The organism is Pseudothauera hydrothermalis, assembly GCF_003345255.1.
GTDB lineage: Bacteria > Pseudomonadota > Gammaproteobacteria > Burkholderiales > Rhodocyclaceae > Pseudothauera > Pseudothauera hydrothermalis.
On sequence record NZ_CP029331.1, the window covers coordinates 2,967,502 to 2,994,102 of the forward strand.

24 protein-coding genes and 1 CRISPR repeat array (1 of these 25 only partly in view) are annotated in these 26,601 nt (G+C 65.1%); of the genes, 21 read left to right on the forward strand and 3 right to left on the reverse strand.

All coding sequences use genetic code 11. The annotated features are described in order from the left end of the window. The first annotated feature begins 139 nt into the window (after nucleotides 1–139). The 11 genes from DIE29_RS14105 (at nucleotide 140) to DIE29_RS14155 (ending at nucleotide 11,533) form a co-directional block, all read left to right on the forward strand. The gene (locus DIE29_RS14105; protein WP_102042932.1) at nucleotides 140–979 is read left to right on the forward strand and encodes an ABC transporter ATP-binding protein; all 840 of its coding nucleotides are present in this window, start codon (nucleotides 140–142) and stop codon (nucleotides 977–979) included. After that, nucleotides 979–1,683 carry an ABC transporter ATP-binding protein gene (locus tag DIE29_RS14110; RefSeq protein WP_102042933.1) on the forward strand — a complete coding sequence of 235 codons (705 nt, stop codon included), beginning with the start codon at nucleotides 979–981 and terminating at the stop codon, nucleotides 1,681–1,683. Before DIE29_RS14105 ends, DIE29_RS14110 begins: the two co-directional genes overlap by 1 nt. A 13-nt stretch (nucleotides 1,684–1,696) precedes the next feature. Next, entirely contained in the window at nucleotides 1,697–2,566 is an 870-nt protein-coding gene (locus DIE29_RS14115; protein ID WP_114650188.1) for a branched-chain amino acid ABC transporter permease, read from the forward strand. Between the two features lie 2 nt (nucleotides 2,567–2,568). After that, a complete protein-coding gene (locus DIE29_RS14120) occupies nucleotides 2,569–3,525 on the forward strand; it encodes a branched-chain amino acid ABC transporter permease (RefSeq protein ID WP_102042935.1) in 957 nt (318 codons plus the stop codon). A 266-nt stretch (nucleotides 3,526–3,791) separates the two neighbouring features. Then, nucleotides 3,792–4,988: an ABC transporter substrate-binding protein gene (locus DIE29_RS14125; RefSeq protein ID WP_102042936.1), complete on the forward strand. Its 1,197-nt coding sequence runs from the start codon at nucleotides 3,792–3,794 to the stop codon at nucleotides 4,986–4,988. A gap of 453 nt (nucleotides 4,989–5,441) precedes the next feature. After that, nucleotides 5,442–6,470, forward strand: coding sequence for an amino acid ABC transporter substrate-binding protein (locus DIE29_RS14130; RefSeq protein ID WP_114650189.1), 1,029 nt, complete (start codon nucleotides 5,442–5,444; stop codon nucleotides 6,468–6,470). A 72-nt stretch (nucleotides 6,471–6,542) separates the two neighbouring features. Then, the gene (locus DIE29_RS14135) at nucleotides 6,543–7,727 is read left to right on the forward strand and encodes an amino acid ABC transporter permease (RefSeq protein WP_102042938.1); all 1,185 of its coding nucleotides are present in this window, start codon (nucleotides 6,543–6,545) and stop codon (nucleotides 7,725–7,727) included. Between the two features lie 4 nt (nucleotides 7,728–7,731). Then, the gene (locus DIE29_RS14140) at nucleotides 7,732–8,832 is read left to right on the forward strand and encodes an amino acid ABC transporter permease (protein WP_102042939.1); all 1,101 of its coding nucleotides are present in this window, start codon (nucleotides 7,732–7,734) and stop codon (nucleotides 8,830–8,832) included. Nucleotides 8,833–8,887: 55 nt separating this feature from the next. Continuing rightward, nucleotides 8,888–9,616, forward strand: coding sequence for an amino acid ABC transporter ATP-binding protein (locus DIE29_RS14145; RefSeq protein WP_102043327.1), 729 nt, complete (start codon nucleotides 8,888–8,890; stop codon nucleotides 9,614–9,616). A gap of 40 nt (nucleotides 9,617–9,656) precedes the next feature. Then, nucleotides 9,657–10,319, forward strand: a complete 663-nt coding sequence (locus DIE29_RS14150; RefSeq protein ID WP_237269469.1) for a DOMON-like domain-containing protein — start codon at nucleotides 9,657–9,659, stop codon at nucleotides 10,317–10,319. Continuing rightward, nucleotides 10,316–11,533, forward strand: coding sequence for an exo-beta-N-acetylmuramidase NamZ family protein (locus DIE29_RS14155; RefSeq protein WP_102042941.1), 1,218 nt, complete (start codon nucleotides 10,316–10,318; stop codon nucleotides 11,531–11,533). The genes DIE29_RS14150 and DIE29_RS14155 overlap by 4 nt, the downstream gene beginning before the upstream one ends. Here DIE29_RS14155 and DIE29_RS14160 read toward each other — a convergent pair. The 3 genes from DIE29_RS14160 to DIE29_RS14170 form a co-directional block, all read right to left on the reverse strand. After that, nucleotides 11,530–13,143: a SulP family inorganic anion transporter gene (locus DIE29_RS14160; RefSeq protein WP_102042942.1), complete on the reverse strand. Its 1,614-nt coding sequence runs from the start codon at nucleotides 13,141–13,143 to the stop codon at nucleotides 11,530–11,532. The two genes, DIE29_RS14155 and DIE29_RS14160, sit on opposite strands and share 4 nt — an antisense overlap. 171 nt (nucleotides 13,144–13,314) lie before the next feature. Further along, nucleotides 13,315–13,692 (reverse strand): thioredoxin family protein, encoded by a 378-nt coding sequence (locus DIE29_RS14165; RefSeq protein WP_102042943.1) that lies wholly within the window; start codon nucleotides 13,690–13,692, stop codon nucleotides 13,315–13,317. A gap of 36 nt (nucleotides 13,693–13,728) precedes the next feature. Further along, a complete protein-coding gene (locus DIE29_RS14170; RefSeq protein ID WP_102042944.1) occupies nucleotides 13,729–14,646 on the reverse strand; it encodes a LysR substrate-binding domain-containing protein in 918 nt (305 codons plus the stop codon). A 190-nt stretch (nucleotides 14,647–14,836) separates the two neighbouring features. Here DIE29_RS14170 and DIE29_RS14175 point away from each other — a divergent pair, with 190 nt between their 5' ends. From DIE29_RS14175 to cas2e, 10 genes are all read left to right on the forward strand, one after another. Further along, nucleotides 14,837–15,976, forward strand: a complete 1,140-nt coding sequence (locus DIE29_RS14175; protein WP_102043328.1) for an MFS transporter — start codon at nucleotides 14,837–14,839, stop codon at nucleotides 15,974–15,976. A gap of 250 nt (nucleotides 15,977–16,226) precedes the next feature. Then, a complete protein-coding gene (locus DIE29_RS14180) occupies nucleotides 16,227–18,806 on the forward strand; it encodes a CRISPR-associated helicase/endonuclease Cas3 (protein WP_102042945.1) in 2,580 nt (859 codons plus the stop codon). A gap of 13 nt (nucleotides 18,807–18,819) precedes the next feature. Continuing rightward, entirely contained in the window at nucleotides 18,820–20,376 is a 1,557-nt protein-coding gene (gene casA, locus DIE29_RS14185) for a type I-E CRISPR-associated protein Cse1/CasA (protein WP_102042946.1), read from the forward strand. Next, nucleotides 20,373–20,918, forward strand: coding sequence for a type I-E CRISPR-associated protein Cse2/CasB (gene casB, locus DIE29_RS14190; RefSeq protein ID WP_102042947.1), 546 nt, complete (start codon nucleotides 20,373–20,375; stop codon nucleotides 20,916–20,918). Before casA ends, casB begins: the two co-directional genes overlap by 4 nt. Then, nucleotides 20,915–22,072: a type I-E CRISPR-associated protein Cas7/Cse4/CasC gene (gene cas7e / locus DIE29_RS14195; protein ID WP_102042948.1), complete on the forward strand. Its 1,158-nt coding sequence runs from the start codon at nucleotides 20,915–20,917 to the stop codon at nucleotides 22,070–22,072. Before casB ends, cas7e begins: the two co-directional genes overlap by 4 nt. Nucleotides 22,073–22,075: 3 nt before the next feature. After that, nucleotides 22,076–22,744 carry a type I-E CRISPR-associated protein Cas5/CasD gene (cas5e, locus tag DIE29_RS14200; RefSeq protein ID WP_102042949.1) on the forward strand — a complete coding sequence of 223 codons (669 nt, stop codon included), beginning with the start codon at nucleotides 22,076–22,078 and terminating at the stop codon, nucleotides 22,742–22,744. Beyond that, entirely contained in the window at nucleotides 22,719–23,351 is a 633-nt protein-coding gene (gene cas6e, locus DIE29_RS14205) for a type I-E CRISPR-associated protein Cas6/Cse3/CasE (RefSeq protein ID WP_102042950.1), read from the forward strand. Before cas5e ends, cas6e begins: the two co-directional genes overlap by 26 nt. Before the next feature lie 40 nt (nucleotides 23,352–23,391). After that, complete coding sequence (locus DIE29_RS14210) at nucleotides 23,392–23,781, forward strand: type II toxin-antitoxin system Phd/YefM family antitoxin (protein WP_114650190.1); 390 nt, start codon at nucleotides 23,392–23,394, stop codon at nucleotides 23,779–23,781. Between the two features lie 2 nt (nucleotides 23,782–23,783). Then, on the forward strand, nucleotides 23,784–24,710 hold the full coding sequence (gene cas1e / locus DIE29_RS14215; protein WP_114650191.1) for a type I-E CRISPR-associated endonuclease Cas1e: 927 nt from the start codon (nucleotides 23,784–23,786) through the stop codon (nucleotides 24,708–24,710). Then, a complete protein-coding gene (gene cas2e, locus DIE29_RS14220; RefSeq protein ID WP_114650192.1) occupies nucleotides 24,691–24,987 on the forward strand; it encodes a type I-E CRISPR-associated endoribonuclease Cas2e in 297 nt (98 codons plus the stop codon). Before cas1e ends, cas2e begins: the two co-directional genes overlap by 20 nt. Before the next feature lie 88 nt (nucleotides 24,988–25,075). Then, nucleotides 25,076–26,601: direct repeats of the CRISPR family, unit length 29 nt; unit sequence GTGTTCCCCACGCCCGTGGGGATGAACCG (it continues 95 nt past the right edge of the window).

Consider the following 26,601-nt stretch of genomic DNA (forward strand, 5'->3'; position numbering starts at 1 on the left):
TTTCCCGCACCCCGGCGTTACGGTAATCTCCGCGTCCCAAAGGTGTAACAACATCTAACCAGCCCCCGCGGTCGCTCGCGAACCCGCGGACAGTACGCGATGCGTGCGCCAGCGCTGCACGCAACCTTTAGGGAAAGACATGTTAGAACTGGACGGCCTAGTCAAGGCCTTTGGCGGCTTTCGCGCAGTCGATGGCTGTTCGCTGCGGGTCAACAAAGGCGAAATCCTCGGCCTGATCGGCCCCAATGGCGCCGGCAAAACCACGCTATTCAACCTCATCGCCGGCGCGCTGCAACCGACTGCGGGCACCATCCGCTTTCTCGGCGAAGACGTCACCCCACTGTCGACCGACGCCCTGTTCCACAAAGGTCTGGTGCGCACCTTCCAGATCCCGCATGAGTTCCACCGGCTCAGCGCGCTGGAAAACCTGATGATGGTGCCGCCGCGGCAGCCGGGCGAGCGTCTTTTCGCCAACTGGCTGGCCTGGGGCAAGGTCTGTCGCGCCGAAGAAGAAACCCGCCGTAAAGCCGAAGAAACGCTGGCTTTTCTGGAACTGAGCCATGTGGCCCATGAGCGCGCCGGCAACCTGTCGGGCGGGCAGAAAAAATTGCTGGAACTAGGCCGCACCATGATGACCGACGCCAAGCTGGTGCTGCTCGACGAACCGGCCGCCGGGGTCAATCGCACCTTGCTACGCAAGCTGGAAGAAAAAATCCTCATCCTCAACCGCGAGCGCGGCTACACCTTCATCCTCATCGAGCACGACATGGAGATGATCGAAAAGCTGTGCTCGCCGGTGGTCTGTATGGCCGAAGGCAAGGTGCTGATTCAAGGCGACTTTCACACCGTGCGCAGCGATCCACGGGTGCTCGAGGCATACTTGGGCGAAAGCCCGACGGCCATCGTGCGCAACGAATTCGAACACGACCCGAAAGTCGAAGCGCTGCGCGAGCAGGAGCTGCACAAGGAGGATTTGTAATGGCCCTGCTCGACATGCGCGATGTGCGCGGCGGCTACGGCGACGCCGACATCCTGCAGGGGGTGTCGATCACCGTGGCGGAAAAAGAAATCGTGGTCATCGTCGGCCCCAACGGCGCCGGTAAATCCACCGCAATGAAAGCGGTGTTCGGCCTGGTCAACGTGCGCGGCGGCCGTATCGTCTTCGACGGTGACGACATCACCGGTTGGGCGCCCAACCGCATCGTGCAACGCGGCATCTGCTATGTGCCGCAGGTCGACAACGTGTTCCGCGAGATGACGGTGCAGGAAAACCTGGAGATGGGCGCTTTTCTGCGCCGCGGCGATCTGTCGGCCGCCTATGACCGCATCTACACGCTGTTCCCCGATCTGAAGGCCAAGCGCAAGGATCTGGCCGGCAACCTGTCCGGCGGTCAGCGCCAAATGGTGGCCATGGGCCGCGCGTTGATGCTCGAGCCCAAGCTACTGCTGCTCGATGAGCCCACCGCGGGCCTGTCGCCCAAATACATGGAACAGATCTTCCAAATCACCCGCGACGTGCGCGACGCCGGTGTCTCCATTCTGCTGGTGGAACAGCACGCCAAGCAGGCGCTGGCCTTCTGCGACCGTGGCTATGTGCTGGCCACCGGCGCCAACCGCCACGAAGGCACCGGCAAGGCGCTGCTCGCCGACCGGGAAGTGGCCGAGATGTTCCTCGGCGGCTGACAGGACCCTTTACATGGACTTTCTGGATTTCATCAATTTCTATTTGGTGCCGGGCATCGTGCTCGGCGCCATCTATGCGGTCGGCGCCATCGGCATCACGCTGGTGTTCAGCATTCTGCGCTTTGCCCACTTCGCCCATGGCGACATGGCCACGTTTGGCGCCTTCGTCGCGCTCGCCTTCGTCGGCACCGGCATGGACCCGTGGACCGCGCTGCCGCTGGTGATGGCGGTCACCGCCGCGGTGGCGATCGCCATCGATCGCACCTTCTACGACTACCTGGTCAAGCGCCCGAAGATTCTGACTGTGATGGCTTCGCTGGGCATTGCGCTGATGATCCGCTCGGTGGTGCAGGTAGTCTGGGGCGTCGATCCGCAAACCTACAGCCGCGGCATCGTGCGCCCGGAATCCTTTGCCGGCGTGCTGCTGCGCCCGCGTGAGATTTACACCCTGGTCACCGTGGTGATCACGGTCACCGGCCTGATGGCCTTCTTGCACTACACGCGCTGGGGCAAGGCGATGCGGGCGATGTCCGACAACCCCGACTTGGCCCGCCTGTCCGGCGTGGACAACCGCAAGGTCACCATGCTCACCTGGGCCATCGTCGGCGCACTGACCGCGGCCTCCGGCTTCATGCTCGGGATCAACACCGAACTCAATTCGATGATGGGCTGGAACATGCTGCTGCCGATGTTCGCCGCGGCCATCCTCGGCGGTGTGGGCCGCATCGAAGGCGCGGTGGTCGGCGGCTTGATCGTTGGCCTGGCCGAGGAGCTGTCAGTGCTGGTGGTGCCCAGCCAGTACAAGTCGGCCACCGCCTTTGCCATCCTTCTGGCCATTCTGCTGCTGCGGCCCAGCGGCCTGTTCAAAGGTAAGGTGCTCTGACCATGGAATTTTCCGGCCTGCTCAACTACGCCCTGTTCATGGGCGTGCTCATCGGCATCTACGCCCTGCTGGCGCTGGCGCTCAACATCCATTGGGGTTTCACCGGTCTGTTCAACGCCGGGGTGGCAGGGTTCTTCGCCGTCGGCGCGTATGTGTCCGCCATTCTTACCGGTGCCCCAGCGGGCGACCGTCTGGGCGGTTTCGAGCTGCCCGTGCTGCTCGGTTGGGTCGGGGCCATGGTAGCCGCCGGCGCGATTGCCTGGCCGATCGGCCGCATCTGCCTGCGCCTGCGCTCGGACTACCTGGCAATTGCCACCATCGGCGTGGCCGAAATCATCCGCCTGGTGATCAAGAGCGAGGACTGGCTGACCGGCGGCCCACGTGGCATCACCGGCGTTCCCCGCCCGTTTGGCGAGCTCGACTATGTGGCTTCGCAGGCCGCCTACCTGGTACTGGTGGCGCTGGTGTTAGCGGCAATCTATTGGGCGGTGGAGCGCCAGCTGCGTGCCCCCTGGGGGCGGATGATGAAAGCCATCCGCGACAATGAGTTTGCCGCCGCGGCCATGGGCAAGGATGTGGCAGCGCGCCGCCTGGAAGCCTTCGTCTTCGGTTCGGCGATCATGGGCCTGGCCGGCGCGCTGTTCGTGCATTTCAACCGCAGCATCACCCCCGAGGCCATCGATCCGATGATCGCCACCTTCCTGATCTGGATCATGTTGATCCTGGGCGGCTCGGGCAACAACCGCGGCGCCATCCTGGGCGCGGCGCTGATCTGGATCATCTGGTCGGCTTCCGAACTGCTCACCGATCGCCTGCCGGCCGAAATGGCCACCCAGGCCAAGTATGTGCGGGTGTTCGTGGTCGGTCTGATGCTGCAACTGGTGCTGCGCTTCCGCCCGGAAGGTCTCCTGCCCGAGGAGCCGGCCTCACGCGGCAACCGGCCGGCTGGGCAAGGCTGAGCGACGCTCAACGCCACCGGCTCATGCATTCAAGGTAGGATAGGCGCCTGCAGCGCCTGCGCAGGAGCTGTTCGCTTCACCGCTTTCAACTGCAGTTAACAGGCCGTTGAAAAACTACTGCGGTGGGCCAGATGCAAGGCGCACGGAGCGCAGCGACCGAGACATATCAAATAGATAGGCGAGGAAGCGAGCACCGCGCAACGCCGCAGATGGCCCACCGCAGTAGTTTTTCAACGGCCTGTTAAAGCACCTAGGAGACACACGATATGAAAAACGCAAAGCGTCTTGCCGCCGCAGTTGCACTGGTCGGCACCACTTTCACCGCACCGGCCATGGCCGATGTCACCGTGGGCTTGCTCGGCGGGCTCACCGGCCCGATCGCCGGCATGGCCCCGGCCATGATCGACGCGATGAAACTCGCGGTCAATCAAGTCAATGAGCATGGCGGCGTGGCCGGCGGCAAGATCAATGCAATCGTCGGCGATTCGGCCTGCAACCCGCAAAACGCCACCGACGCCGCCACCAAAGCGGTCAACGTCTCGCGTGCCATCGGTATCGTCGGCCCGGCCTGCTCCGGCGCCGTGCTGGCCGCCGCGGGCTCGGTGACCGTGCCGGCCGGCGTGCTGACCATCACCTCCTCGGGCACCTCGCCCAAAATCACCGAATTGGCCGACAAAGACCTAGTGTTCCGCACCGTGCCGTCTGACGACTTTCAGGGTCGGGCCCTGGCCCGCACGCTCAAGGCGCGCGGCGTGACCAAGGTGGCCGTGGCCTATGTGAACAACGACTATGGCAAGGGCCTGGCCGAAGCCTTCAAAGACGAGTTCGAGAAAGCCGGCGGCAAAGTCGCCGGTTATGCCGGACAGGAGGACAGCAAGGCGTCCTACCGCTCCGACCTGGCCGAACTGGCCAAGGGTGGGGCCGATACCCTGGTGCTCTTTCACTACGGCAACAGCGCCGGCCTGACGCTGCTGCGCCAAGCGATCGAAAACGGCTTCTTCAAGAACTATGTGGGGGCCGACGGCATGCGCGACGAGGCCATGGTCAAAACCCTGGGCGCGGACAATCTCAAAACCTTCCATGTGTCGGCCCCGCGCGGCGAAGCCGGTGCGGCCTTCGACGCCTTCGCGACGGCTTTCCGCGCTGCCGGTGGCGACCCCAACGCCACCTTTGCGGCCACCTCCTATGACGCAGCCTTCCTGATGGCGCTGGCAATCGAAAAGGCCGGCGGCGACAAGGCCAAGCTCAGCGAATCGCTGCGCGCCGTGGCCGCCGCGCCGGGCGAGCCGATTCTGCCGGGCGAGTGGGCCAAGGCGAAGAAGCTGATCGGTGAAGGCAAGGACATCGATTACAAAGGGGCCGCCGGCGATCATGAGTTCGACAAGGCCGGCGACGTGCCGGGCGCCTATGCGTTGTTCAAAGTGAGCGGCAGCACCTTTGAAGCAATCGCCGACATGAAGTAACGCCTTATCGTGTCGCCTGCAACAAGGCGCGCAGCAAGGGCCGTGCGGGGCAACCCGCACGGCCTTTTGCATTTTTGAGACAGTCGCGCAAAGCGGGCCGGAAGCGTCACAAATCCGTGCGCAATTGCAACATCGGGCACCTGCACGGTGCATCTGGGGGTGCCGATACGGTGCGACGCGCTTGAATACCTGGGATGCGCGGGCTTTTCCCGCACCGCAAAAGCATGGCATGCAATCTGCTTTAACCACGCCGCCTGGCTGACCCCGGGCAGCACGCAGGAACGATCAGGGATTTCCCTAAAGCCATTGCACACGCTGGTTTTCGGGGAAATACTGGGTTCCCGCAGGCTTGGCGGTCGAACATGATCGCTGGTTTTCCGGCCGTGGAGGACAACCCGTCCGTCATTCGCGGTGCGTTCTTCCATTGCTGTCGATCACACTTGGAGAGGTCCGATGAAAATTTTTCGCACCACCCTGGCCACTGCGGTGGCCATCGCCGCAGTCGGCCTGACTGCCCAGGCGCATGCCGGCACCACCTTGGACGCGGTAAAGAAAAAAGGCTTCGTGCAGTGCGGGGTCAGTGACGGTCTGCCCGGCTTTTCTTACACCGATTCCAAGGGCGCCTACCGCGGCATCGACGTCGATGTCTGCCGTGCGGTCGCGGCCGCGGTGTTCGGTGACGCCAACAAGGTCCGCTATACCCCGCTGACCGCCAAGGAGCGCTTCACTGCGCTGCAATCCGGCGAAGTCGACATGCTGTCGCGCAACACCACCTGGACCAGTTCGCGCGACGGCGGCATGGGCATCAGCTTTACCGGTGTGACTTACTACGATGGCCAGGGCTTTTTGGTGAACAAAAAGCTGGGCGTCAAAAGCGCCAAAGAGCTCGACGGCGCTGCGGTGTGCATTCAGGCCGGCACCACCACCGAACTGAACCTGTCCGATTATTTTCGCGCCAACGGCATGAAGTACACCCCGATCACCTATGACAAGTCCGACGAGACCGTGAAGGCGCTGGAAGCCGGCCGTTGCGATGTGCTGACCTCTGACCAGTCGCAGCTCTACGCGCAGCGCATCAAACTGGCCGACCCGGAAAGCTACGTGGTGCTGCCGGAAGTGATCTCCAAGGAGCCGCTGGGGCCGTCGGTGCGCCAAGGTGACGACGAGTGGTTCAAGATCGTGCGCTGGGCGCTGTTCGCCCAGATTCACGCCGAAGAACTGGGGGTCACCTCGGCCAACGTCGAAGATCTGGCCAAGACCTCCCAAAATCCGGATGTGCGCCGCCTGCTCGGCGCCGAAGGCGAGTACGGCAAAGATCTGGGCTTGCCCAAGGACTGGGCGGTCAAGATCATCAAGCAGGTGGGCAATTACGGCGAAATGTTCGAACGTAACGTCGACATGGGCAGCGAGCTGAAAATCGCCCGCGGCCTGAACGCCCTGTGGAACAAGGGCGGCCTGCAGTATTCGCCGCCGGTCCGCTAAGCACCCGGTCAGGCCACCGCCCGCGGGCGGTGGCCTTCATTGCCCCTCAAAAAACTTCCACAGAGTCTGTCCATGCACAATCCGGTAACCGGGCCGTCGGTGCGCGGCTCCTTGGTGACCGACCCGAAGGTGCGCGCCTGGACCTTCCAGGTTCTTGCGGTCATCACGGTGGTGGCCGTGGGCTGGTATTTGTTTCACAACACCCAGAGCAATCTGGCCCAACGCGGCATTACTTCGGGTTTCGCCTTTCTCGACAACCCCGCCGGCTTTGGCATCCTGCAATCGCTGATCGACTACTCGGAGGGCGACACCTATGGCCGTGTCTTCCTGGTCGGTTTGCTGAACACGCTGCTGGTGTCGGCGCTGGGCATCGTCATCGCCACGCTGATCGGTTTTGTCATCGGTGTGGCGCGCCTGTCGCCCAACTGGCTGATCAGCCGGCTGGCTGCGGTGTATATCGAGATTTTCCGTAACATCCCGCCGCTGCTGCAGATTTTTTTCTGGTATTTCGCAGTACTGCGCGCCATGCCACCACCGCGCAACAGCCATGCGCTGGGTGAGGCCATTTTTCTCAACATCCGCGGCCTCTACCTGCCCGCGCCCACCATCGCCGAAGGCTTCTGGTTCTTCATCGCTGCGCTGGCACTGGCCGTGGCAGGCGCGGTAGCGCTGGCGCGCTGGGCGCGTGCGCGCCGGGAAGCCACCGGCCAGCGCTTTCCGGTGTTTTTTGCCTGTCTGGCGCTGGTCATCGTGCTGCCCGTGCTGGCGAGCTTGATCGGCGGTGCGCCGTTTACCTGGGAAGTGCCGCAACTGGCCGGCTTCAATTTTCGCGGCGGCTGGGTGGTGATTCCCGAGTTGGTGGCCATCACGCTGGCGCTGTCGATTTATACCGCGGCCTTCATTGCCGAAATCGTGCGCGCCGGCATCCAGGCGGTAAGCCACGGGCAGACCGAGGCGGCGCGTTCGCTCGGCCTGCGTCCGGGGCTGATCCTGCGCCTGGTGATCATTCCGCAGGCCATGCGGGTGATCGTTCCGCCACTGACCAGCCAGTACCTCAACCTGGTCAAGAACTCCTCGCTGGCCGCTGCCATCGGCTACCCGGACTTGGTATCGGTGTTCGCCGGCACGGTACTCAACCAAACCGGCCAGGCCATCGAGACCATCGCCATCACCATGTCGGTCTATCTGGCCATCAGTCTGAGCATTTCGCTACTGATGAACTGGTACAACAAGCGCATCGCGCTGGTGGAGCGCTGAACCGATGAGCACGACCACACATCGCTTCAAACCCGATCTGCCGCCGCCGAGCATGTCGATCGGTGTGCTGGGTTGGTTGCGCGAACACCTGTTTTCCAACTGGTTCAACACCGCGCTGACCTTCCTCGCCCTCTACCTGATCTGGCTCACCGTACCGCCGATAATCGAATGGGCTTTCTTGGACGCCACCTGGCGCGGCAGTACCCGCGAAGACTGCAGCGCGGGCGGGGCCTGCTGGGTGTTCATCCAGAACCGCTTTGCGCAGTTCATGTATGGCTTTTATCCAAGCGAACTGCGCTGGCGGGTGGATCTCACCGTGCTGAGCGGGGTCTTGGGCGCAGTGCCGATCTTTTTGCGCGCCATGCCCAAGCGTTGGCTCTATGCCATCGCTTATCTATTGGTCTACCCCTGGCTGGCGTTTTGGTTGCTCTATGGCGGCTTCGGCCTGCAAATCGTCGAAACCAGCCAGTGGGGCGGTTTGATGCTGACCCTGGTGATCGCCGTGGTCGGCATTGCCGGCGCGATGCCGCTGGGCATTCTGCTGGCGCTGGGGCGGCGCTCGCACATGCCGGCGATTCGGGTGATCTGCGTGACCTTCATCGAATTTTGGCGCGGCGTGCCGCTGATTACCGTGCTGTTCATGTCCTCGGTGATGCTGCCGTTGTTCCTGCCCGAACAGATCAGCATCGACAAGCTGCTGCGCGCGCTGATCGCAGTCACCCTGTTCGAAGCCGCTTACATTGCCGAAGTGGTGCGCGGCGGCCTGCAAGCCATCCCCAAAGGGCAGTACGAAGCGGCCGGCGCGCTCGGCCTGGGCTACTGGCGCATGATGGGCCTGGTGATTCTGCCGCAGGCGCTCAAGCTGGTGATTCCCGGCATCGTCAACACCTTTATTGCGCTGTTCAAAGACACCAGCCTGGTGATCATCATCGGGCTGTTCGATCTTTTCAACAGCATCCATCAGGCCACCGTAGACCCGGCCTGGCTGGGCTTTGCCACCGAAGGCTATGTCTTTGCCGCGGTGGTGTATTGGATCTTCTGCTTCGGTATGTCGCGCTACTCGATGCGGCTGGAGCGCCGCCTCGCTACCGGGCACAAACGATAGGAACAGGCCGCAGATGACTGACAATACACACAAGCACACCCTGGGCGAAAAAATCATGATCGAGCTTCAGGGGGTCAATAAATGGTATGGGGAGTTCCATGTCCTGAAGGACATCAACCTCTCGGTACGCCAAGGCGAGCGCATCGTACTGTGCGGGCCGTCGGGTTCGGGTAAGTCCACCACCATCCGCTGCATCAACCGGCTGGAAGAACACCAGACAGGCAGAATCGTGGTCGATGGGGTGGAGCTGACCTCCGACCTCAAGCACATCGAGGCCATCCGCCGCGAAGTCGGCATGGTGTTCCAGCACTTCAATCTCTTTCCTCATCTGACCGTGCTGCAAAACTGCACATTGGCGCCGATGTGGGTACGCAACATGCCCAAACGTGAAGCCGAAGAAATCGCCATGGAATACCTTGCCCGGGTGCGCATTCCAGAGCAGGCCCACAAGTACCCCGGTCAGTTGTCCGGCGGCCAGCAGCAGCGCGTGGCCATTGCCCGCGCGCTGTGCATGAAGCCAAAAATCATGCTGTTCGACGAGCCGACTTCGGCGCTCGACCCCGAGATGGTCAAGGAGGTGCTCGATACCATGATCCAGCTTGCCGACAGCGGCATGACCATGCTGTGCGTCACCCACGAGATGGGCTTTGCCCGGACCGTGGCCGACCGGGTGATCTTCATGGACCGTGGCGAGATCATCGAACAGGCCCCGCCGGAGACGTTCTTCGCCAATCCGCAAAACGAGCGCACCAAAACCTTCCTGGGGCAGATTCTCAACCACTGAGCGTTAGCGCCGCGGTGTTTCGGGCATCGCGGGCGCCGCCTTGCCTGAAAGCCGCGCACCGGACTGTCGCCTGCGCCCCCTGCGGGGCGCTAACATTGGCGCCTTTTCCGCCAGTTCATGCTCCATGCCGGTCCGCCTGCCCGCGCGCCTCACCCTACGCCCGCATCCCACCAGCCCGGCGGGGCCGGTGCAGGCGCTCACCGTCGACCTCGACCACCACGCCGAAGGCGGCCTGCGTTTGTCTTTTGCGCTGGCACACGACGGCAACTTGCTGATCCCGGCGCCGCAGCCCCCTGAGCCGGCCGACGGTCTGTGGGCACACACCTGCTGTGAGGCTTTCGTCACGGTGGCGGGCGAAGCGGGCTACCGGGAATACAACTTCTCGCCATCGGGCCAGTGGGCCAGCTACGCGTTCAGCGCCTACCGCCAGCGCGCCGCCCTGCCCGACGCCCTGCCCGCGCCCGTCATCGACACCGTCGCCACCCCCGGCCTGCTGAGTCTGCACGCCACCCTGCCGGCGCGGCTGTTGCCGGCGGCCCCGCCCGGCCGCCTGCTCATGCTCGGTCTCAGCGCGGTCTGCGAAGCGCGCGACGGCACGTTGCAGTACTGGGCGCTGTGCCACCCCGCTGAACGCCCCGATTTCCACCACCGGCGTAGCTTCGCGCTGGCCCTTGCACCGCTTTCCGGAAGCGCTCGACCATGACTCGCACCCTTTTTGGCCTGGATCGTTTGATCGCCGACTCCGCCTTGCGCCGCCCGCTAGCCGGCCGCCGTGTTGCCCTGCTCGCCCATCCGGCCTCGGTCACCGCGGACCTGACCCATGCGCTCGACGCCCTCGCCGCCCTGCCCGACCTGCACCTCACCGCCGCCTTCGGCCCCCAGCACGGCCTGCGCGGCGACAAGCAGGACAACATGATCGAATCGCCGGATTTCGTCGATCCACGGCATGGCATCCCGGTGTTCAGCCTCTACGGCGAAGTGCGCCGCCCCACCGACGCAATGATGTCCAGCTTCGATGTGCTGCTGGTCGACCTGCAGGACCTGGGCTGCCGCATCTACACCTTCATCACCACGCTGCGCTACGTGCTGGAGGCTGCCGCCCGCCACGGCAAGTCGGTGTGGGTGCTCGACCGCCCCAACCCGGCCGGTCGGCCGGTGGAAGGCACGCTCTTGCGCCCGGGCTGGGAGAGCTTCGTGGGCGCCGGCCCCTTGCCGATGCGCCACGGCCTCACCATGGGCGAACTCGCCCACTGGTTCGTTGCCGAACTCAAACTGGACGTGGACCTGCAGGTGATTGCCATGGCCGGCTGGCAGCCGGACGCCGCCCCCGGCCACGGCTGGCCGCTGGGCGAGCGGACCTGGGTGAACCCCAGCCCGAACGCGCCCAACCTGTGGATGGCACGCTGCTACGCCGGCACCGTGATGCTGGAAGGCACCACGCTGTCGGAAGGGCGCGGCACCACCCGCCCGCTGGAGCTATTCGGCGCGCCGGACCTCGACGCCCGCGCGCTGATGGCCGAGATGCACGCCCTGGCCCCGCAGTGGTTGGCCGGCTGCCGGCTGCGCGAATGCTGGTTCGAGCCCACCTTCCACAAGCACGCCGGCAAACTGTGCAACGGCGTGCACATCCATGTGGAGGACGGCGCCTATGACCACGCCGCCTTCCGCCCCTGGCGGCTGATGGCCTTGGCCTTCAAGGCGCTGCGCCGGCTGGCGCCGGACTACCCGCTGTGGCGCGACTTTCCCTACGAGTACGAACATGATCGCCTGGCGATCGACTTGATCAACGGCAGCCCGCTACTGCGCGAATGGGTGGACGATGCGGCCGCCGAACCGGGCGATCTGGAAGCGCTGGCCCACGACGACGAGACCGCCTGGCGCGAAGCCAGCGCCCCAATCCGGCGCTATCCCGACTAGGTTTGCGAGCGCCCTGGCGCGCCATCGGCCACTGCACGCGCAGCAGCCTTGGCTTGCGCATAGTCGTCGAAAAGAATGTCCGCCGGCAGATTCGGTGCCCGCAGCGCCGCCAACTGCGCGCGGATGGCCGGCGGCACCACAACGAAAGCCGCAATGCCTTGCGCCTGCAAACCCTCGATCATTTCCTCCAAGGCAAATACCGCGGACAAATCCATGAACGGCACCCGGCTGCAATCGAAAACCACCGCTCGGGTGCCCAGCACCTGATCGACCCGATCCAGCAAGCGGCTGGTGGAGCCGAAGAAAAACGGTCCCGCCACCTCCAACACCCGCACGCGATCGCGCATCGTGCTACCGGGGCCGGCCGTGGGCACGGCCGCTTCGTCCTCGGGCCATACCTTGAAGCTCGCCTGACCGATCAGCTGGTGGATGATCAAACCCATCGACAACACCACCCCGGCGCCGACCGCGACGATCAGGTCCACGAACACCGTCAGCACGAATACCACGGTCATGACCGAAAGATCGCTGCGCGGCGCGGTACGCACCAGCCTGAGCAGGCGATAGTCGAGGATATCCGCACCCACCTTGATGAGAATGCCAGCCAGCACGGCCAACGGGATCTGTTCGGCCAAGGGCGCCGCACCCAACAGCATGGCGAGCAAAAACAGTGCATGCACCACGCCCGACAGCCGTCCGCTGCCGCCGGCCTTGATATTGACCACGGTACGCATGGTCGCCCCCGCCCCCGGCAAGCCACCGACGAACGCGCACAGCATGTTGCCCAAGCCCTGGCCGAGCAGTTCGCGGTTGGGGTCGTGGCGGGTGCGGGTGATCGAGTCGGCCACCAGCGAAGTCAGCAGGCTGTCGATGCTGCCCAGCACCGCCAAGGTCGCGCCCAGCACCAACACGGTCGTCCAGCTATCCATGGAAAATTGCGGCACTACCAGCTCCGGCAGGCCCAGCGGAATTTCGCCGATCACCGGCACCTGGAAACCCGCGCCTACCGACAACAGAGTCATCGCGATCAGCGCCACCAGCGGCGCCGGCACGATACGGCTGATCCGCATCGGCATGCCAAAAACGACGATCAGGGTAAGGATGCCCAGCAGTAGCGCCTGGCCGTTGACCGCCGCCAGCGTGGCCGGCAACGCCAGCGCCGCCTTGAGCGGCGCGGACTGGGGCTGCGCGCCCACCAACGGCGCGATCTGCAGCAAAATGATGATCACCCCGATGCCGCTCATGAAGCCGGACACCACCGGATAGGGAATAAAGCGCACCAAGGCGCCGGCCTTGACCGCGCCGAGCAGGACCTGCCCCAAGCCGCCGATCAGCACCGCCGCCATGGCTAACGCCAAATCGCCGCCGACCGCCACCAGCGTGGAGGCGAACACCACGGTCATTGGCCCGGTGGGACCGGAAATCTGCATCCGTGTGCCGCCACACAGCGCAGCCACCAGACCGAGCGCAATCGCGCCATACAGCCCGGCGGCCGCGCCCGCGCCGGAGGCGACGCCAAAGGCCAGCGCCAGCGGCAGCGCCACCACCCCGGCGGTGAGTCCGCCGAACAAGTCGCCGCGCAATCCGGCCTTGCCAAAAGAGAACGCCATTTAGCCTCCCTGCCAGCAAACCGGCCCCGGACGGGTCGTGGCCGATTCAGGGCGCGCGCCTGCGCACCCGAGGGACGCTGTCTCCTCCCGTCATGGTTTTTGTCGTTATCCTGCTAGACGGAACGATGCGGCAAAACCGCAGCGCCTGCAAGCTGCGCCGCAGCGTAGTGCTCAGTCCTGCTGCTGCCCGGCCTGTTGTGCGGCGATCTCGGCGCGCACCTCGTCCATGTCGAGCTGGCGCGCGCCGTCTACGATGTGCTGCAGAGCGTTGGCGGGAATCGCGCCGGATTCGCGGAACACCATGATGCGCTCGCGGATCACCGCCAGCGTGGGCACCGAGCGGATGCCGAACACCGAAGCCAGCTCCTGCTGCGCGTCGGTGTCGATCTTGCCGAAAACGATGTCCGGGTTAGCCTCGGCGGCAGCCTCGAAAACCGGGCCGAAGCTCTTGCACGGCCCGCACCAAGTGGCCCAGAAATCCAGGAACACGATCGGGTTGTCGTTGATGATTTGCTCAAAATTCTCGCTGGTCACTTCAATGCAGGCCATCGCGGTGCCGCTCCTTACGGTAATCGAGCGCCCATCCTACCCCAGTTCTGGATACGGCGCGCGGCTTTGCAACACCTCGTCCAACACCGCCAGAAAACGCACGGTGACCGCTGGCGGCTCACCGTCCGGCCAAGCCACCGACAACGGAAAGTCGGCGCCGGCATCGGTCAGACGCAGATAGCGCACCCGCGGAATGCGCACACAGGCCAGCGGCGCAGGCAGCAGCGCCAAGCCCAGGCCGGCGGCCACCAGGCCGATCTGGGTGGTGGCTTCGCGGGCGGTCTGCACAATCCGGGGGGCAAAGCCGGCCGCACGCGCCAGTTGCTCCAATTTATCCGGCAGTCCAGTGCCGGTACCCGGCGGAAAGGTGATGAATTCCTCCCCCGCCAATTCGGCAAAACTCAAGGCTGCGCGCTGCGCCAGCCGGTGCGCGGCGGGCATGACCAGAAGCAACGGCTCGCGCGCCAGCTCGCGCAGCGCTATGCCAGAAGGCGGTGCATCCGCGCCCACCCGCACCAGGCCCACATCCAGCTCGCCTTCGGCCAGCGCGGCAAATTGCGCGGTAGTGAATAGTTCGCGCAGTTGCAGGCGGACTTCGGGATAACGGCGCCGAAAAGCCGAAAGCACGTCGGGCATGATCTCGGTGTAAGGCAGCGACGAGGTAAAACCCACCCGCAGCTCGCCCAGCTCACCGGCCGCGGCACGGCGCGCATCTTCGGCCGCGTGGGCGGCACGCGCCAGGATGGCCCGGGCGTGCTCCAGGAAACGCCGCCCGGCCTCGGTGAGCGCCACCTTGCGCCGCGAGCGCTCGAACAGCCGCGCCCCCAGCTCCGCTTCCAAGTCGCGGATTTGCATCGACAAAGGCGGCTGACCGATATGCAAACGCTGCGCCGCGCGGGTAAAGCTCAAGGTTTCCGCCACGGCAACGAAGTAACGCAGGTGACGCAGCTCCATTGATCTACCAAACGTATCAATACAGATCGTCGAATATATTGGACTGGATGCTGAGCCACAACATAGGATCAGCGCCATGTCCCGCACCGCTCCAGTCGATCTACCCCCTGCGTCGCAACAAGCCCCCCTCGATGCGCCAGCCGCCCGCCTGCAAGCGGGCAGCGCCGCTTACCGGCGTGCCAATCTGGCGCTGTTCGTCGGCGGCTTTGCCACGTTTGCCATGCTGTACGGCACCCAGCCGATTCTGCCCCTGTTGTCCAGCGAATTCGCGGTCAGTCCGGCGCACGCCAGCCTGTCGGTATCGGCCGGCACCGGCGCCTTGGCGCTGGCGCTGATCCCCGCCAGCGTGCTGTCCGACCGTTACGGGCGCAGCCGGGTGATGAACGTGGCGCTGACCGTAGCGGCCGTGCTTGCGCTGGCCGCAGCCTTTGTCGGCAACTTCGACCAGTTGCTGGTGCTGCGCGCCCTGCTCGGCCTGGCCCTGGCCGGCCTGCCGGCTGCAGCCATGGCCTGGCTGGGCGAAGAAATCGAAGCCGGCGCGCAAGGCCGTGCCATGGGGCTTTACATTGCCGGCAACGCGCTCGGCGGCATGAGCGGGCGCTTTCTGGCCGCATTGCTGACCGACTTCACCCACTGGCGGATCGCGCTCGGGGTGCTGGGTGTGCTCGGGATCGCGGCAGCGCTGGCTTTCTGGCGCTGGCTGCCGGCTTCCCGCCACTTCCAGCCGCGTCCGGCCACGCCGCGGCGCATCCTGGGCGACGTGGTGGCGATTTACCGCGACGCCGGCCTGCCATGGTTGTTCCTGACCGCCTTCGTGATCATGGGTGCTTTCGTCGGGCTCTATAACTACCTGGGCTTCCGGCTGCACGAGCCGCCCTTCGGGCTGGGGCAGAGCGCAATCGGCGCCGTCTTCCTGCTCTACCTGGTGGGTACCTTCGCCTCCGCCTGGGCCGGACGGCTTGCCGACCGCATCGGCCGGCACAACGTGCTGTGGATCATGACCCTGGTGATGGCCGCCGGACTGGCACTGACGGTCAGCGACCATCTGCCGGTGCTGATCACCGGCGTGGGCATCTTCACCTTCGGCTATTTCGCCACCCACACCGCCGCCAGCAGCTGGGTCGGCAAGCGTGCCGGCGACCGGCGCGCCCTGGCGGCCGCGCTCTACCTGTGCAGCTATTACTTTGGTAGCAGCGTACTCGGCACCTTGGGCGGTTTGGCCTGGAGCGCCGGACGCTGGCCCGGCATGGTGGCCATGCTGCTCGCCTGCACCACGGCGGCCTTGGCGGTAGCGCTCTACCTGCGTCGCCTGGGCTCTGCTAGGGGTTAGGGTGGGCGCCGGCGGCAGTCAGCAACGGGTACATGCCTGGTATTCGGTACCCGGCGAAGGGAGCCGCTCTGGACTGCCAAACGCATAAAACCTCGAGTATGCTTTCCGAATCATTCCGAAGGCTGAGGCACACGCCCCGTCCATGAACTTGACGACCGGAAACAGGCGCGCTCAGGTGGCATCGATAAGCCTACGCCGCTTATGGGCCAAGACGGATTCTGATGGTCTTTGGCACCCGCTTCTGCTGCATATGCTCGATGTCGCCGCTACCGCATCGGTCATCGTAGAACGCGAACCAGCCACCACCCGCCATCGGCTCGCTGAGATACTCGGCCTGCCATGGGAGCAGGCACTGCCTTGGCTGTTATTGCTGATTGCAGCCCACGATCTCGGCAAAGCCTGCCCGGGGTTCCAGTGCAAATGGCAAAACCTCTCAGGGCTGAATCCGGGCCGCAACCCAAATGTCCGTGTCAATCATGCTTACGTCAGCCAGATCGCGCTGTCGGCATGGCTCGTTGAGCGTGGCTGGCCCGACGAGCTTGCCCGACTGGCCGCCGATGCGGTGGGCTGTCACCACGGCAGTCGAGCCGCGCCAACGGCGCTTGAAGCACTCGAGTGGGATCGCAGTGCCCTCGGTCGGGACGAATGGGCAGCAGCCCGCCATGCTTTGCTCGATATCCTGTTCGATGTCTTCCAGCCCACCGCAACGCCCGAGAAGGCGGCGCTTGACGGCCCGGCGTTCATGCTGCTGGCCGGCCTGACCAGCTTCGCCGACTGGATCGGCTCGAATACCGAGTGGTTTACGTTCGGTACCGAGGCCGAAGATCCCGCCGCGTGGTTCGCCGCACGCCGGGCCTGCGCGCAACAGGCACTGGACGCGCTCGGCTGGCGGTCCCGCACGCCGCTATTGACCAGTCCGTGCAGTTTTCAGGAGGTGTTCGGTTTCCCGCCGCGTCCGCTGCAAGAAGCCGTCGCCGCCATGCTGGCGGGCCTCGACGCGCCGGCCATCCTGCTGATCGAAGCGCCCATGGGCGAAGGCAAGACCGAAGCCGCCTGGTTCGCCCATCTGGAACTGCAGCGGCGTTTCCAGCACCGGGGTCTGTACATCGCCTTGCCCACCCAGGCGACCGGCAATGCCATGTTTGCCCGCACCCTGGCTTTCCTGCGCGCGCGGGATGCCGGCCGCCAGCTGGATCTACAGCTGTTGCATGGCGGCACGCTGCACAACGAGGCGTTCCAGCAACTGCGGCTGGCCTCCGTGCATGACGATGACCACTCCGCTACCGGCCAGGTCAGGGCGGCCGAGTGGTTCACCCACAAGAAGCGGGCGCTGCTGTCCGAATACGGCGTGGGTACGGTGGATCAGGCGCTGCTACCGGTGCTGCCGGTGCGTCATCACTTCGTGCGCCTGTGGGGGCTCGCCAACCGGGTGGTGGTGTTCGACGAAATCCACGCCTACGACGCCTATACCGGCACCTTGCTGATTCATCTGGTGCGTTGGCTGCATGCGCTGGGTTCGTCGGTGCTGCTGCTGTCGGCGACCTTGCCGCCAGCCATCCGGCGCGAACTGGCCCGGGTGGTCGGGGGCGAGTTGCCCGCCACCCCAGCCGCTTATCCTCGGCTCAGTGTGTTCTCCACCGGCTGCGTCCGGCAAACCCATTTCGAGGCTGATCCCGCGCGGCGCGTGACCATCGACATCCAGCCCATCGGCTCGGCGCTGGAGGACATGCGGATGGCACTGCTACGGCAGCTCGCCGGTGGCGGCATGGGCCTGGCGCTGGTCAACACGGTAGAGCGGGCACAGGCACTCTACGGCCTGTTTGCCGAAGGCCGCCCGCTGCTGTGGGAGGGCGAGCAGGTCGGCAAGCAGCTGGACGATGGCACCGAAATCTATCTGTTCCACGCCCGTTTTCCGGCCAACCAGCGGCAGCTGCGCGAACAGCGGGTGCTCGACATCTTCGGCAAGACGGGCGGCCAAGACGGTGAACTGCGCAGCGGACGCAAGCTCCTGATCGCCACCCAGGTGGCCGAACAGAGCCTCGATCTGGATTTCGATCTGATTGCCACCGATCTGGCGCCCATCGACCTGCTGCTGCAGCGGGCGGGGCGGCTGTGGCGCCATCCCCGGCCGCGCCGCCCGGTCGCGGCACCGTTGCTGCTGGTCGCCGGGCTCGCTGGCGACGCGCCGGATGACTTCGGCCGGCCCCTGTGGTGGAGCGCGGTCTATGCGGAATCCATCCTGCTGCGCACTTGGTGCCTGCTGCGCCAGCCGGAGCATCGGCAGCTCACCCTGCCCGACGACATCGACACTCTGGTGCAGGCGGTCTACGAGGAAAATGTCCCCATCCCGGCCGAATTGCAGGCGCGGCTCGACAAGGCGCTGATCGAATCCGACGGTGAGGGCATCGCCAAGACCCAGCAGGCCCACGGCGCCATCATCGGCCTGCCCGACGATGCCTCGTGGGACGATCCGGCACGCTTCGTCCTGCATGACGAAGACGATCCCTATGTACATCGCACCCTGGCCGCCCAGACCCGTCTGGGCGACGAGTCCCTGACCGTGATTCCCCTCGGGCCGGCCGACGGCTTCGAAGCAGGGAGCACCCCCAGCTTCGAGCAGGCCAGGGCGTGGTCGCTGCGCGCCCTGCCGGTCGGGCGCAAGGGTGTGGTGAAGCGGCTCAAGGCGCTGGGCATTCCCGATTCCTGGCAGCAGTCCCCGCTGCTGCGCAACCACTTTCCCCTGTGCCTGGACGAAGAAGGCCGTTGGCTGGCCGACGAGTCCGTTCGGCTCGATCCCGCACTGGGGTTGATCTATGGCAACCAAACCTGAAACCGGAGGCGCAATGGCCGACAGCATCGCTCACGCCGCGCAGGCGGTGATGCCGCGTTTCAACCTGATCGATGAGCCTTGGATACCGGTGCGCTGGCTGGACGGCCGCCACGACCAACTCGGTATCCGCGACACCCTGCTGCAGGCGGAGCATATCGCCGAGATCCAGGATGCCTCGCCGCTAGTGGTCGCGGCGCTGCACCGCTTTTTGCTCGCCGTGCTGTACCGGGCGCTGGAGGGGCCGACCGATGTGCAGCAGGCCAGGCTGTGGTTCAAGCAGGGCTGGCCGGAAGGAAAGATCGAGGCGTATCTGGAAAAGTGGCGAGATCGTTTCTGGCTGTTCGATCAGCATTATCCCTTCGGGCAGATTCCGGGCTTCGTGCCGCGCATCTGGCGGGCGTGGACCGTGCTGGCCGCCGAACACAATGCCGATAACGCCAAGGTGCTGTTCGACCATGTCGACGTCAACCAGGCCGGTGCCATCAGCCCGGCCCAGGCCATCCGCTGGCTGCTGGCGACCCAGACCTTCTCGGTCAGCTGCGGCAAGAGCGAGCTGGCCCATACCGGCACCGCACCCTCGGCCACCGCGGTGATGGCCTTGCCGCTGGGGCGCAATCTCTTCGATACCTTGTCCTATGCGCTGGTGCCGCAGAACCGGCTGGTGCAGGCCGGCGACCTCCCGCTATGGGAGCGGGAACCCGAGACGCTGGAGGCGCTGAAAAGTGGTTGCGAGCGTGCGGTCAGTGGCTTTGCCGACCGCTACACCTGGCGGATTCGTGCCATCCGCCTGCAGGCCGACGCGGATGGCATGATTTCCCGGCTGGCGTTTGCATCCGGCGTGGGGCCGCAGGCCGGGCAGCAGAGCGATCCGATGCTGGGCTACCAGATCGACGACAAGAAAGGCCGATTGCCGGTGGTCTTTCGCGCGCGCGGGTTCTGGCGCGATTTCGATTCCCTGCTGCCCGATGCCAGCGGTTGCGCCCCCCAGGTCATCGAGCATGCCATCGACCTGGGCCGCGCGGTGCCGCAACGCTTTCCGTCCTCGGTGATGGTGGCGGGTCAGTCCAACGACAAGGCCAAGATCGAATACTGGCGCATGGAGCGCTTCAGCCTGCCGCCCGCGCTGGCCGGTGACCGCATGGTACGGGCGGAGATTCGTGCATTGCTCGCCGAAGCTGAACAGGCGCAAAACGCCCTGTTGGCCGCCTGCAAGTCCTTTGCCCGCCATCTGCTCGGTCGGGGCGAGCGGGAACCGGCGGGCAAGGACGTCAGCAGCTTCCTGGGCCAGATGGCCGTCACCGACAGCTACTGGTCCAGCCTGGAGCCCCGTTTTCACCAGATCCTGGCCGAATACACCGGGGAGCGCGACCCCGAAGACATCCGCCTGTCGTGGCTGCGGCATGTGCGCGCCGCCATGCATGGCGCCTGGCGCGCCCATGCCACGCGCGCGGCGGCCGGCGATGCCTGGGCGATTCGCGCACTGGTCAAGGCGGAAGTCGCGGTACTGCGCCACATCGACAAACTCACTGACGAAATTTCCAAGCTCGAACCCACCAAGGAGCCCGCATGAGTGCCTATCTGGACTGGCTGGAAGAATTGAACGAGCGTGATGCGCGGGTACGGGCCGTGCTGCGCCGCAGCCTGGCCTTCGACCCCGGTGCGTTTCCGGCGGCCTATCCCTATGTCGAGCCCTTCCTCAAGGATCAGGACAGCCACTGGCGCCGGCAGGTGCATTACCTGGTGGCCGCCTTGTGGGCGGCACACTGGAAGGTGGGGCGTACCGATCCTGCCCAACCGATTGGCGAGGCGGTTGCCCGCTACGCGATGCGCCATCACTCGCCAGAACAGCTCAGGAAAGGCGCATTCAGCACCGAACGGCGCTTCATCGCCCTGCTCGATGCCGACGCCGACGAGCTGCCCTACCGGCTGCGCCAGATGGTCGCCTTGCTCAAGGATCAGGCCATCGATTTCGATGCGCTGCTCGCCGACCTGCTGCGCTGGCACGCTCCCGACAAGCGCATCCAACACCTATGGGCGCGCCAGTTCTATCGCGCGCTGCACAAAGACACCGATCTGCCCGCAGAGCCCGAAACCGAAGAGGAGTCCGCATGAAAACCATCGTCGAAATCCATGTGCTGCAGAACTTTGCCCCGTCCAACCTGAACCGCGACGACACCGGCGCCCCCAAGGATGCCCTGTTTGGTGGCACACGCCGGGCGCGCATCTCCAGCCAGTGTGCCAAGCGGGCGGTGCGGCAGTTTTTCGGCGAGCAGGTGGCGCAGGGGCTGTTGAGTGCCGAGGATCTGGCCCGGCGCAGCAAGCGCGTGCTGGAAGCGCTGACCGACATTCTGGTCGGAAAAGGCCGTGATGCCGAGGCTGCAAATCAGAAAGCCACCCTGGCGCTGGGCGCCATGGAACTGGCGGTCAAGGACGAAGGCAAGACCGAATACCTGCTGTTCCTCGGCCAGCGGGAAATCGCCGGCATCGCCGACGTGGTGCATGAAAAGTGGGACGCACTGGTGGCTTCGGAAGCCCCGGCCGCCGAGGGCAAGAAAGCCGGCAAGGCCAAGAAGCAGGCCGCCCAGGGCATCGACCCGGAAATTCGCAAGGCACTCGACAAGGTGTTCAACGGCGGCAAGGCGCTGGATGTGGCGCTGTTCGGCCGCATGCTGGCCGACATGCCCGAAAAGAACCAGAACGCCGCCTGCCAGGTTGCCCATGCCCTGTCCACCCACGCGGTGGAGCGGGAGTTCGACTTTTACACCGCCGTGGATGATCTCAAGCCCGAGGACACCGCCGGGGCGGACATGATGGGAACCGTCGAATTCAATTCCGCCTGCTTCTACCGCTACGCCGTGGTGGATTGGGAAAAGCTCGGCCAGAACCTGCAGGACGACACCGAACTGGCGGCCAGAGGTCTGCGCGCCTTCCTCGAAGGCTTCGTGGTGGCCGAGCCCACCGGCAAGCAGAACACCTTTGCCGCCCACAACCCGCCGGAGTTCGTAATGATCACGGTGCGCCGCAATACCGCGCCGCGCAATCTGGCCAATGCCTTCGAGACCGCCATCCGCGCCCGCGACAACCTGACGCGCAATTCCGCCAATGCCCTGCTGGACAAGGCCAGGGCATTGCAGGCTGCCTATGGCGGTGAAACGGCGGCCTTCGTGCTGGACCTGACGGGTGCGGAAGTCGGCGATGTGGCGCAGCCGGTGGCTTCCCTTTCCGCACTGCTTGACGCGGTGATGGCCGAAGTGCGGCGGGGCTGAAGCATGGCCACCTTACTGCTGCGCCTGGTGGGGCCGATGCAGTCCTGGGGCACCACCAGCCGCTTCGATGAGCGCGACACCGGCAAGGAGCCCAGCAAGTCCGGCGTGCTCGGGCTGGTGGCGGCCGCCCTTGGCATCGACCGGGAAAACTGGCACGACCTGGAGCCTCTGTGCCAACTGCGCATGGGTGTGCGCCATGACCGACCGGGTGTGCCGAGGCGTGATTACCAGACCGCACAGCGGGTGATCTCGGCCGACGGATCGAAGATTCATGACACCGCCGTCACCACTCGTCACTACCTTGCCGACGCCGCCTTCCTGGTCGGCTTGTGCGGCGAGGACCGGGCCTTGCTCGAACGCATCCATGCCGCCCTTGCCGATCCGGTGTGGCCGCTCGCCCTGGGACGCAAATCCTACGTGCCGTCGGAGCCCGTCTGGATGCCCGATGCGGTGGTGGATGCCGGATTGCGCGAGGCGCTCGTCCGGTGGCCTGCCATCGCCGCTCCCCGGCCGGGCGCGCCACGCGCCCCATGGATGCTGTCCCTGGAATCCGCCGACCGCTCCGGCCTGATGAAGATGGACCAGCCCCTGTCGTCCTTTGCCGAGCGCCGCTTCGGTCCCCGTTTCGTCGTTTCGGAGGTACTGGATGTTCCTGTCCAAACTGGTGCTTGATCCCGCCCATCCGCAGGCGCGACGTGACCTGGCCAATGCCTACGAAATGCATCGCACCTTAAGCCGGGTCTATGCCCAAAACCCGGACAGCCCGCCGGCACGCTTCCTGTGGCGGCTGGAACACCATGGCGCCCGTCTGCCGCAGGAGGGCGCGACCGTACTGCTGCAATCGGCCACGCCTGGTCGCTGGCAATGCCTGCAAGCGCTGCCCGGCTACGCCCGCGCCCTCAATCCCGACAAGGTGGTGCACGTGGAGCAACTGCTGCAGGCCAGCCGAAGTCACGCGTTCCGCCTCTGCTGCAATCCCACCGTCACACGCGACGGCAAACGTTACGGTCTGCTGCGTGAAGAAGAGCAACTTGCCTGGCTGGCCCGGCAAGGCCGTCAGCACGGATTCTCGCCGCTCAATGTTCGTGTCTGCCGCAGCGAACGTGTCAGCCATCGGCAGGGGCGCGGCGGCCAGCGCATCACGCTGCAGGTGGTGCAGTTCGACGGCCTGCTGCGGGTGGAAGATCTGGAGCGGCTGGGCCTGGCGCTGGTCAATGGCATCGGCCACGGCAAGGCGCTGGGTCTGGGGATGCTGTCGCTTGCGCCGGCACACGGCTGACCCGACGATAATCCCGTCGCAACCTTCCCAGGAGTCCGCCATGCACCTGCTCACCACCGATGAACTGAACCGCCAGCCGAACAGCCTGCTGGCCGATGCCCACCGGGGAGAACCCGCCCTGGTAACGGACCATGGCAAGCCCGTCTTCATGACCGTGCCCATCGGCGCTGGTCTGGATACCGGCAAGCGGCATGTGCAGGCGCTCGGTCGGGCAACGGATGCCGCCGTGCTGCTGGATGAACCCGCGGGACGCCGGGTTGCCGCACAGCAGGGATTGCTGGTGGTCGGAACCCTGGGGCTGCTGATCCGGGCACGCGAAGGGGGCGTGTTCCCGGCCTTGCGTCCCCTAGTCGATACCCTGCAGGACCTCGGGTACTTTCCGTTGCCGATGCTGATCGAGCGCCCCCCGGCGGATCTGGGCCAAAGCTAATCATGCTGCCACCGCTCAAACCCATTCCAATCAAGGAACGCTTGTCCATCGTCTTCGTCGAGAAGGGCGAGATCGACGTGGTGGATGGCGCCTTCGTGGTGGTCGACAGCCAAGGCTTCCGGGTGCGGCCGGTGCTCACCCATATCCCGGTCGGCGGGGTCGCCTGCATCATGCTGGAGCCGGGCACACGGGTATCGCACAGGGCGGTGGCACTGGCGGCACGGGTGGGCACGCTGCTGGTGTGGGTAGGGGAAGCCGGCGTGCGCCTGTATTCCTCCGGCCAGCCCGGTGGCGCGCGCGCCGACCGTTTGCTGTATCAGGCACGGCTGGCGCTGGATGAATCGCTCAGACTGAAAGTAGTACGCAAGATGTACGCGCTGCGCTTCGGCGAAGATCCCCCTGCCCGGCGCAGTGTAGAGCAGTTGCGCGGCATCGAGGGCGCGCGGGTCAGGCGGACTTACCAGTTGCTGGCGCAGAAGTTCGGCGTGAAGTGGTCCGGTCGCGCCTACAACCCGGAGGACTGGGACGTCTCCGACCTGCCCAACCGCTGTCTGTCGTCCGCCACCGCTGCGCTCTACGGCGTCACCGAAGCTGCGGTACTGGCCGCGGGTTACGCCCCGGCGGTGGGTTTCATCCACACCGGTAAAGCGCTGTCCTTCGTGTACGATGTGGCCGACATCTACAAATTCGACACCGTGGTGCCGGCCGCTTTCCAGGTGGCCGCCAGCAACCCATCCAACCCGGAACGGGCAGTGCGCCTGGCTTGCCGGGACATCTTCCGCAAAACCAGACTGCTGGAACGCATCATCCCGGACATCGAGGAAATCCTCGCCGCGGGCGAGATCCCCCGCCCCGAGGCACCGCAAGAGTCGGTCGGCCCCGCTATCCCCAACCCGGAGAACTTGGGCGATGCTGGTCATCGTGCTTGAGAACGCCCCACCCCGGCTGCGTGGCCGGCTGGCGGTGTGGCTGCTGGAAGTACGCGCCGGGGTGTATGTGGGCACCTACTCGCGGCGGGTGCGCGAACACATCTGGAACCAGGTGGAGGCGGGTATCGAGAATGGCAACGCGGTAATGATGTGGTACGCGAACAACGAAGCCGGCTTCGAGTTCCAGACCCTCGGCCCCAACCGCCGCCTGCCCGCAGATTGGGACGGCGTACGTCTCGTCAGTTTCCACCCGAACGCCGACGAGAGCGATGTTTAATCTTGATAATATGTTTATGGCATGACAATGAGTCGGTTAAAATTCTGCCTAGAAAATATCAATTGAAATTCAATTGGATAAGAAAAGTGTGTTCCCCACGCCCGTGGGGATGAACCGTGCGACACGTTAAGTGCGACAACTGCGACGAAGGTGTTCCCCACGCCCGTGGGGATGAACCGCTCGTCAGAGCTTGCGGCTCCGGGCCGGCGTCGTGTTCCCCACGCCCGTGGGGATGAACCGTATCGATTCGGCGCATGTGCCAAAAAAATTTGGTGTTCCCCACGCCCGTGGGGATGAACCGGAAATCCGCAGGGAGAACGGTATCGAATGATAGTGTTCCCCACGCCCGTGGGGATGAACCGGCATTCCATTACAGTCACGGATACAAAGATAAGTGTTCCCCACGCCCGTGGGGATGAACCGGTTTATCTGTGCAATGCTCTGAATTGGGCAGAGTGTTCCCCACGCCCGTGGGGATGAACCGGCCACGACTGAGACAATCGCCGGCATCATCGGGTGTTCCCCACGCCCGTGGGGATGAACCGAACAAAACTTGCTTAAATCATTCGTAGAATCTGTGTTCCCCACGCCCGTGGGGATGAACCGTCGTTACTGTTCGTTGCTATATGGGCCGATCCAGTGTTCCCCACGCCCGTGGGGATGAACCGTCGAGGCAGGAATGCCGGAGGTCTGGCAGACCGTGTTCCCCACGCCCGTGGGGATGAACCGGCAGAACGCGATGCGGCGGCGTGACCTCGTGCGTGTTCCCCACGCCCGTGGGGATGAACCGATAACGCGCCATGAGGCGGGCGGCAGCCGACCGTGTTCCCCACGCCCGTGGGGATGAACCGCACGCGCCAGCGCTGATCGAGGCAGGGGTCATGTGTTCCCCACGCCCGTGGGGATGAACCGGATACGGTGATTGACGTGGTGGCCACCGCGTGGGTGTTCCCCACGCCCGTGGGGATGAACCGCACGCGCCAGCGCTGATCGAGGCAGGGGTCATGTGTTCCCCACGCCCGTGGGGATGAACCGCGGTTTGTGGAACGGCTGCAAAGCGCCTGTGACGTGTTCCCCACGCCCGTGGGGATGAACCGTCGAACTCGTCCTCGATGTCGATGCCCGCGACGTGTTCCCCACGCCCGTGGGGATGAACCGCCCGGTGCGCCACGCGCCGTCTTGCCATGTCTGTGTTCCCCACGCCCGTGGGGATGAACCGCGTGCGTGCAGCCGGTATCCGCGCACGGGCGAGTGTTCCCCACGCCCGTGGGGATGAACCGGCGGCGTTGGCGAGCTGGTCGTAGGCGACGGCGTGTTCCCCACGCCCGTGGGGATGAACCGGGACGCCTGGCTCCAGGGTAATGGCCGCCGAGAGTGTTCCCCACGCCCGTGGGGATGAACCGCTTGTTGCCTTCCCGACGCTGATAGGGGCGCTGTGTTCCCCACGCCCGTGGGGATGAACCTTGACTCTTGCCCTGGGGGCGCCGAGCCTGGGTGTGTTCCCCACGCCCGTGGGGATGAACCGTAGGCTCGTCGCATCTTCGGAATGATCTGGCGGTGTTCCCCACGCCCGTGGGGATGAACCGGCGGCAGCCGACGCCGAGGTCGCTGACA

Bases quoted from the DNA above. Each gene is read 5' to 3' on its own strand.
- DIE29_RS14165 (WP_102042943.1), bottom strand. From the start codon at position 13,692: ATGGCCTGCATTGAAGTGACCAGCGAGAATTTTGAGCAAATCATCAAC.
- DIE29_RS14145 (WP_102043327.1), top strand. From the start codon at position 8,888: ATGATCGAGCTTCAGGGGGTCAATAAATGGTATGGGGAGTTCCATGTC.
- DIE29_RS14115 (WP_114650188.1), top strand. From the start codon at position 1,697: ATGGACTTTCTGGATTTCATCAATTTCTATTTGGTGCCGGGCATCGTG.
- DIE29_RS14210 (WP_114650190.1), top strand. From the start codon at position 23,392: ATGCACCTGCTCACCACCGATGAACTGAACCGCCAGCCGAACAGCCTG.
- cas7e (WP_102042948.1), top strand. From the start codon at position 20,915: ATGAAAACCATCGTCGAAATCCATGTGCTGCAGAACTTTGCCCCGTCC.
- DIE29_RS14125 (WP_102042936.1), top strand. From the start codon at position 3,792: ATGAAAAACGCAAAGCGTCTTGCCGCCGCAGTTGCACTGGTCGGCACC.
- casB (WP_102042947.1), top strand. From the start codon at position 20,373: ATGAGTGCCTATCTGGACTGGCTGGAAGAATTGAACGAGCGTGATGCG.
- casA (WP_102042946.1), top strand. From the start codon at position 18,820: ATGGCCGACAGCATCGCTCACGCCGCGCAGGCGGTGATGCCGCGTTTC.
- cas1e (WP_114650191.1), top strand. From the start codon at position 23,784: ATGCTGCCACCGCTCAAACCCATTCCAATCAAGGAACGCTTGTCCATC.
- DIE29_RS14140 (WP_102042939.1), top strand. From the start codon at position 7,732: ATGAGCACGACCACACATCGCTTCAAACCCGATCTGCCGCCGCCGAGC.
- DIE29_RS14155 (WP_102042941.1), top strand. From the start codon at position 10,316: ATGACTCGCACCCTTTTTGGCCTGGATCGTTTGATCGCCGACTCCGCC.
- DIE29_RS14180 (WP_102042945.1), top strand. From the start codon at position 16,227: ATGCTCGATGTCGCCGCTACCGCATCGGTCATCGTAGAACGCGAACCA.
- DIE29_RS14105 (WP_102042932.1), top strand. From the start codon at position 140: ATGTTAGAACTGGACGGCCTAGTCAAGGCCTTTGGCGGCTTTCGCGCA.
- DIE29_RS14160 (WP_102042942.1), bottom strand. From the start codon at position 13,143: ATGGCGTTCTCTTTTGGCAAGGCCGGATTGCGCGGCGACTTGTTCGGC.
- DIE29_RS14110 (WP_102042933.1), top strand. From the start codon at position 979: ATGGCCCTGCTCGACATGCGCGATGTGCGCGGCGGCTACGGCGACGCC.
- DIE29_RS14135 (WP_102042938.1), top strand. From the start codon at position 6,543: ATGCACAATCCGGTAACCGGGCCGTCGGTGCGCGGCTCCTTGGTGACC.
- cas2e (WP_114650192.1), top strand. From the start codon at position 24,691: ATGCTGGTCATCGTGCTTGAGAACGCCCCACCCCGGCTGCGTGGCCGG.
- DIE29_RS14130 (WP_114650189.1), top strand. From the start codon at position 5,442: ATGAAAATTTTTCGCACCACCCTGGCCACTGCGGTGGCCATCGCCGCA.
- cas5e (WP_102042949.1), top strand. From the start codon at position 22,076: ATGGCCACCTTACTGCTGCGCCTGGTGGGGCCGATGCAGTCCTGGGGC.
- DIE29_RS14120 (WP_102042935.1), top strand. From the start codon at position 2,569: ATGGAATTTTCCGGCCTGCTCAACTACGCCCTGTTCATGGGCGTGCTC.
- cas6e (WP_102042950.1), top strand. From the start codon at position 22,719: ATGTTCCTGTCCAAACTGGTGCTTGATCCCGCCCATCCGCAGGCGCGA.
- DIE29_RS14170 (WP_102042944.1), bottom strand. From the start codon at position 14,646: ATGGAGCTGCGTCACCTGCGTTACTTCGTTGCCGTGGCGGAAACCTTG.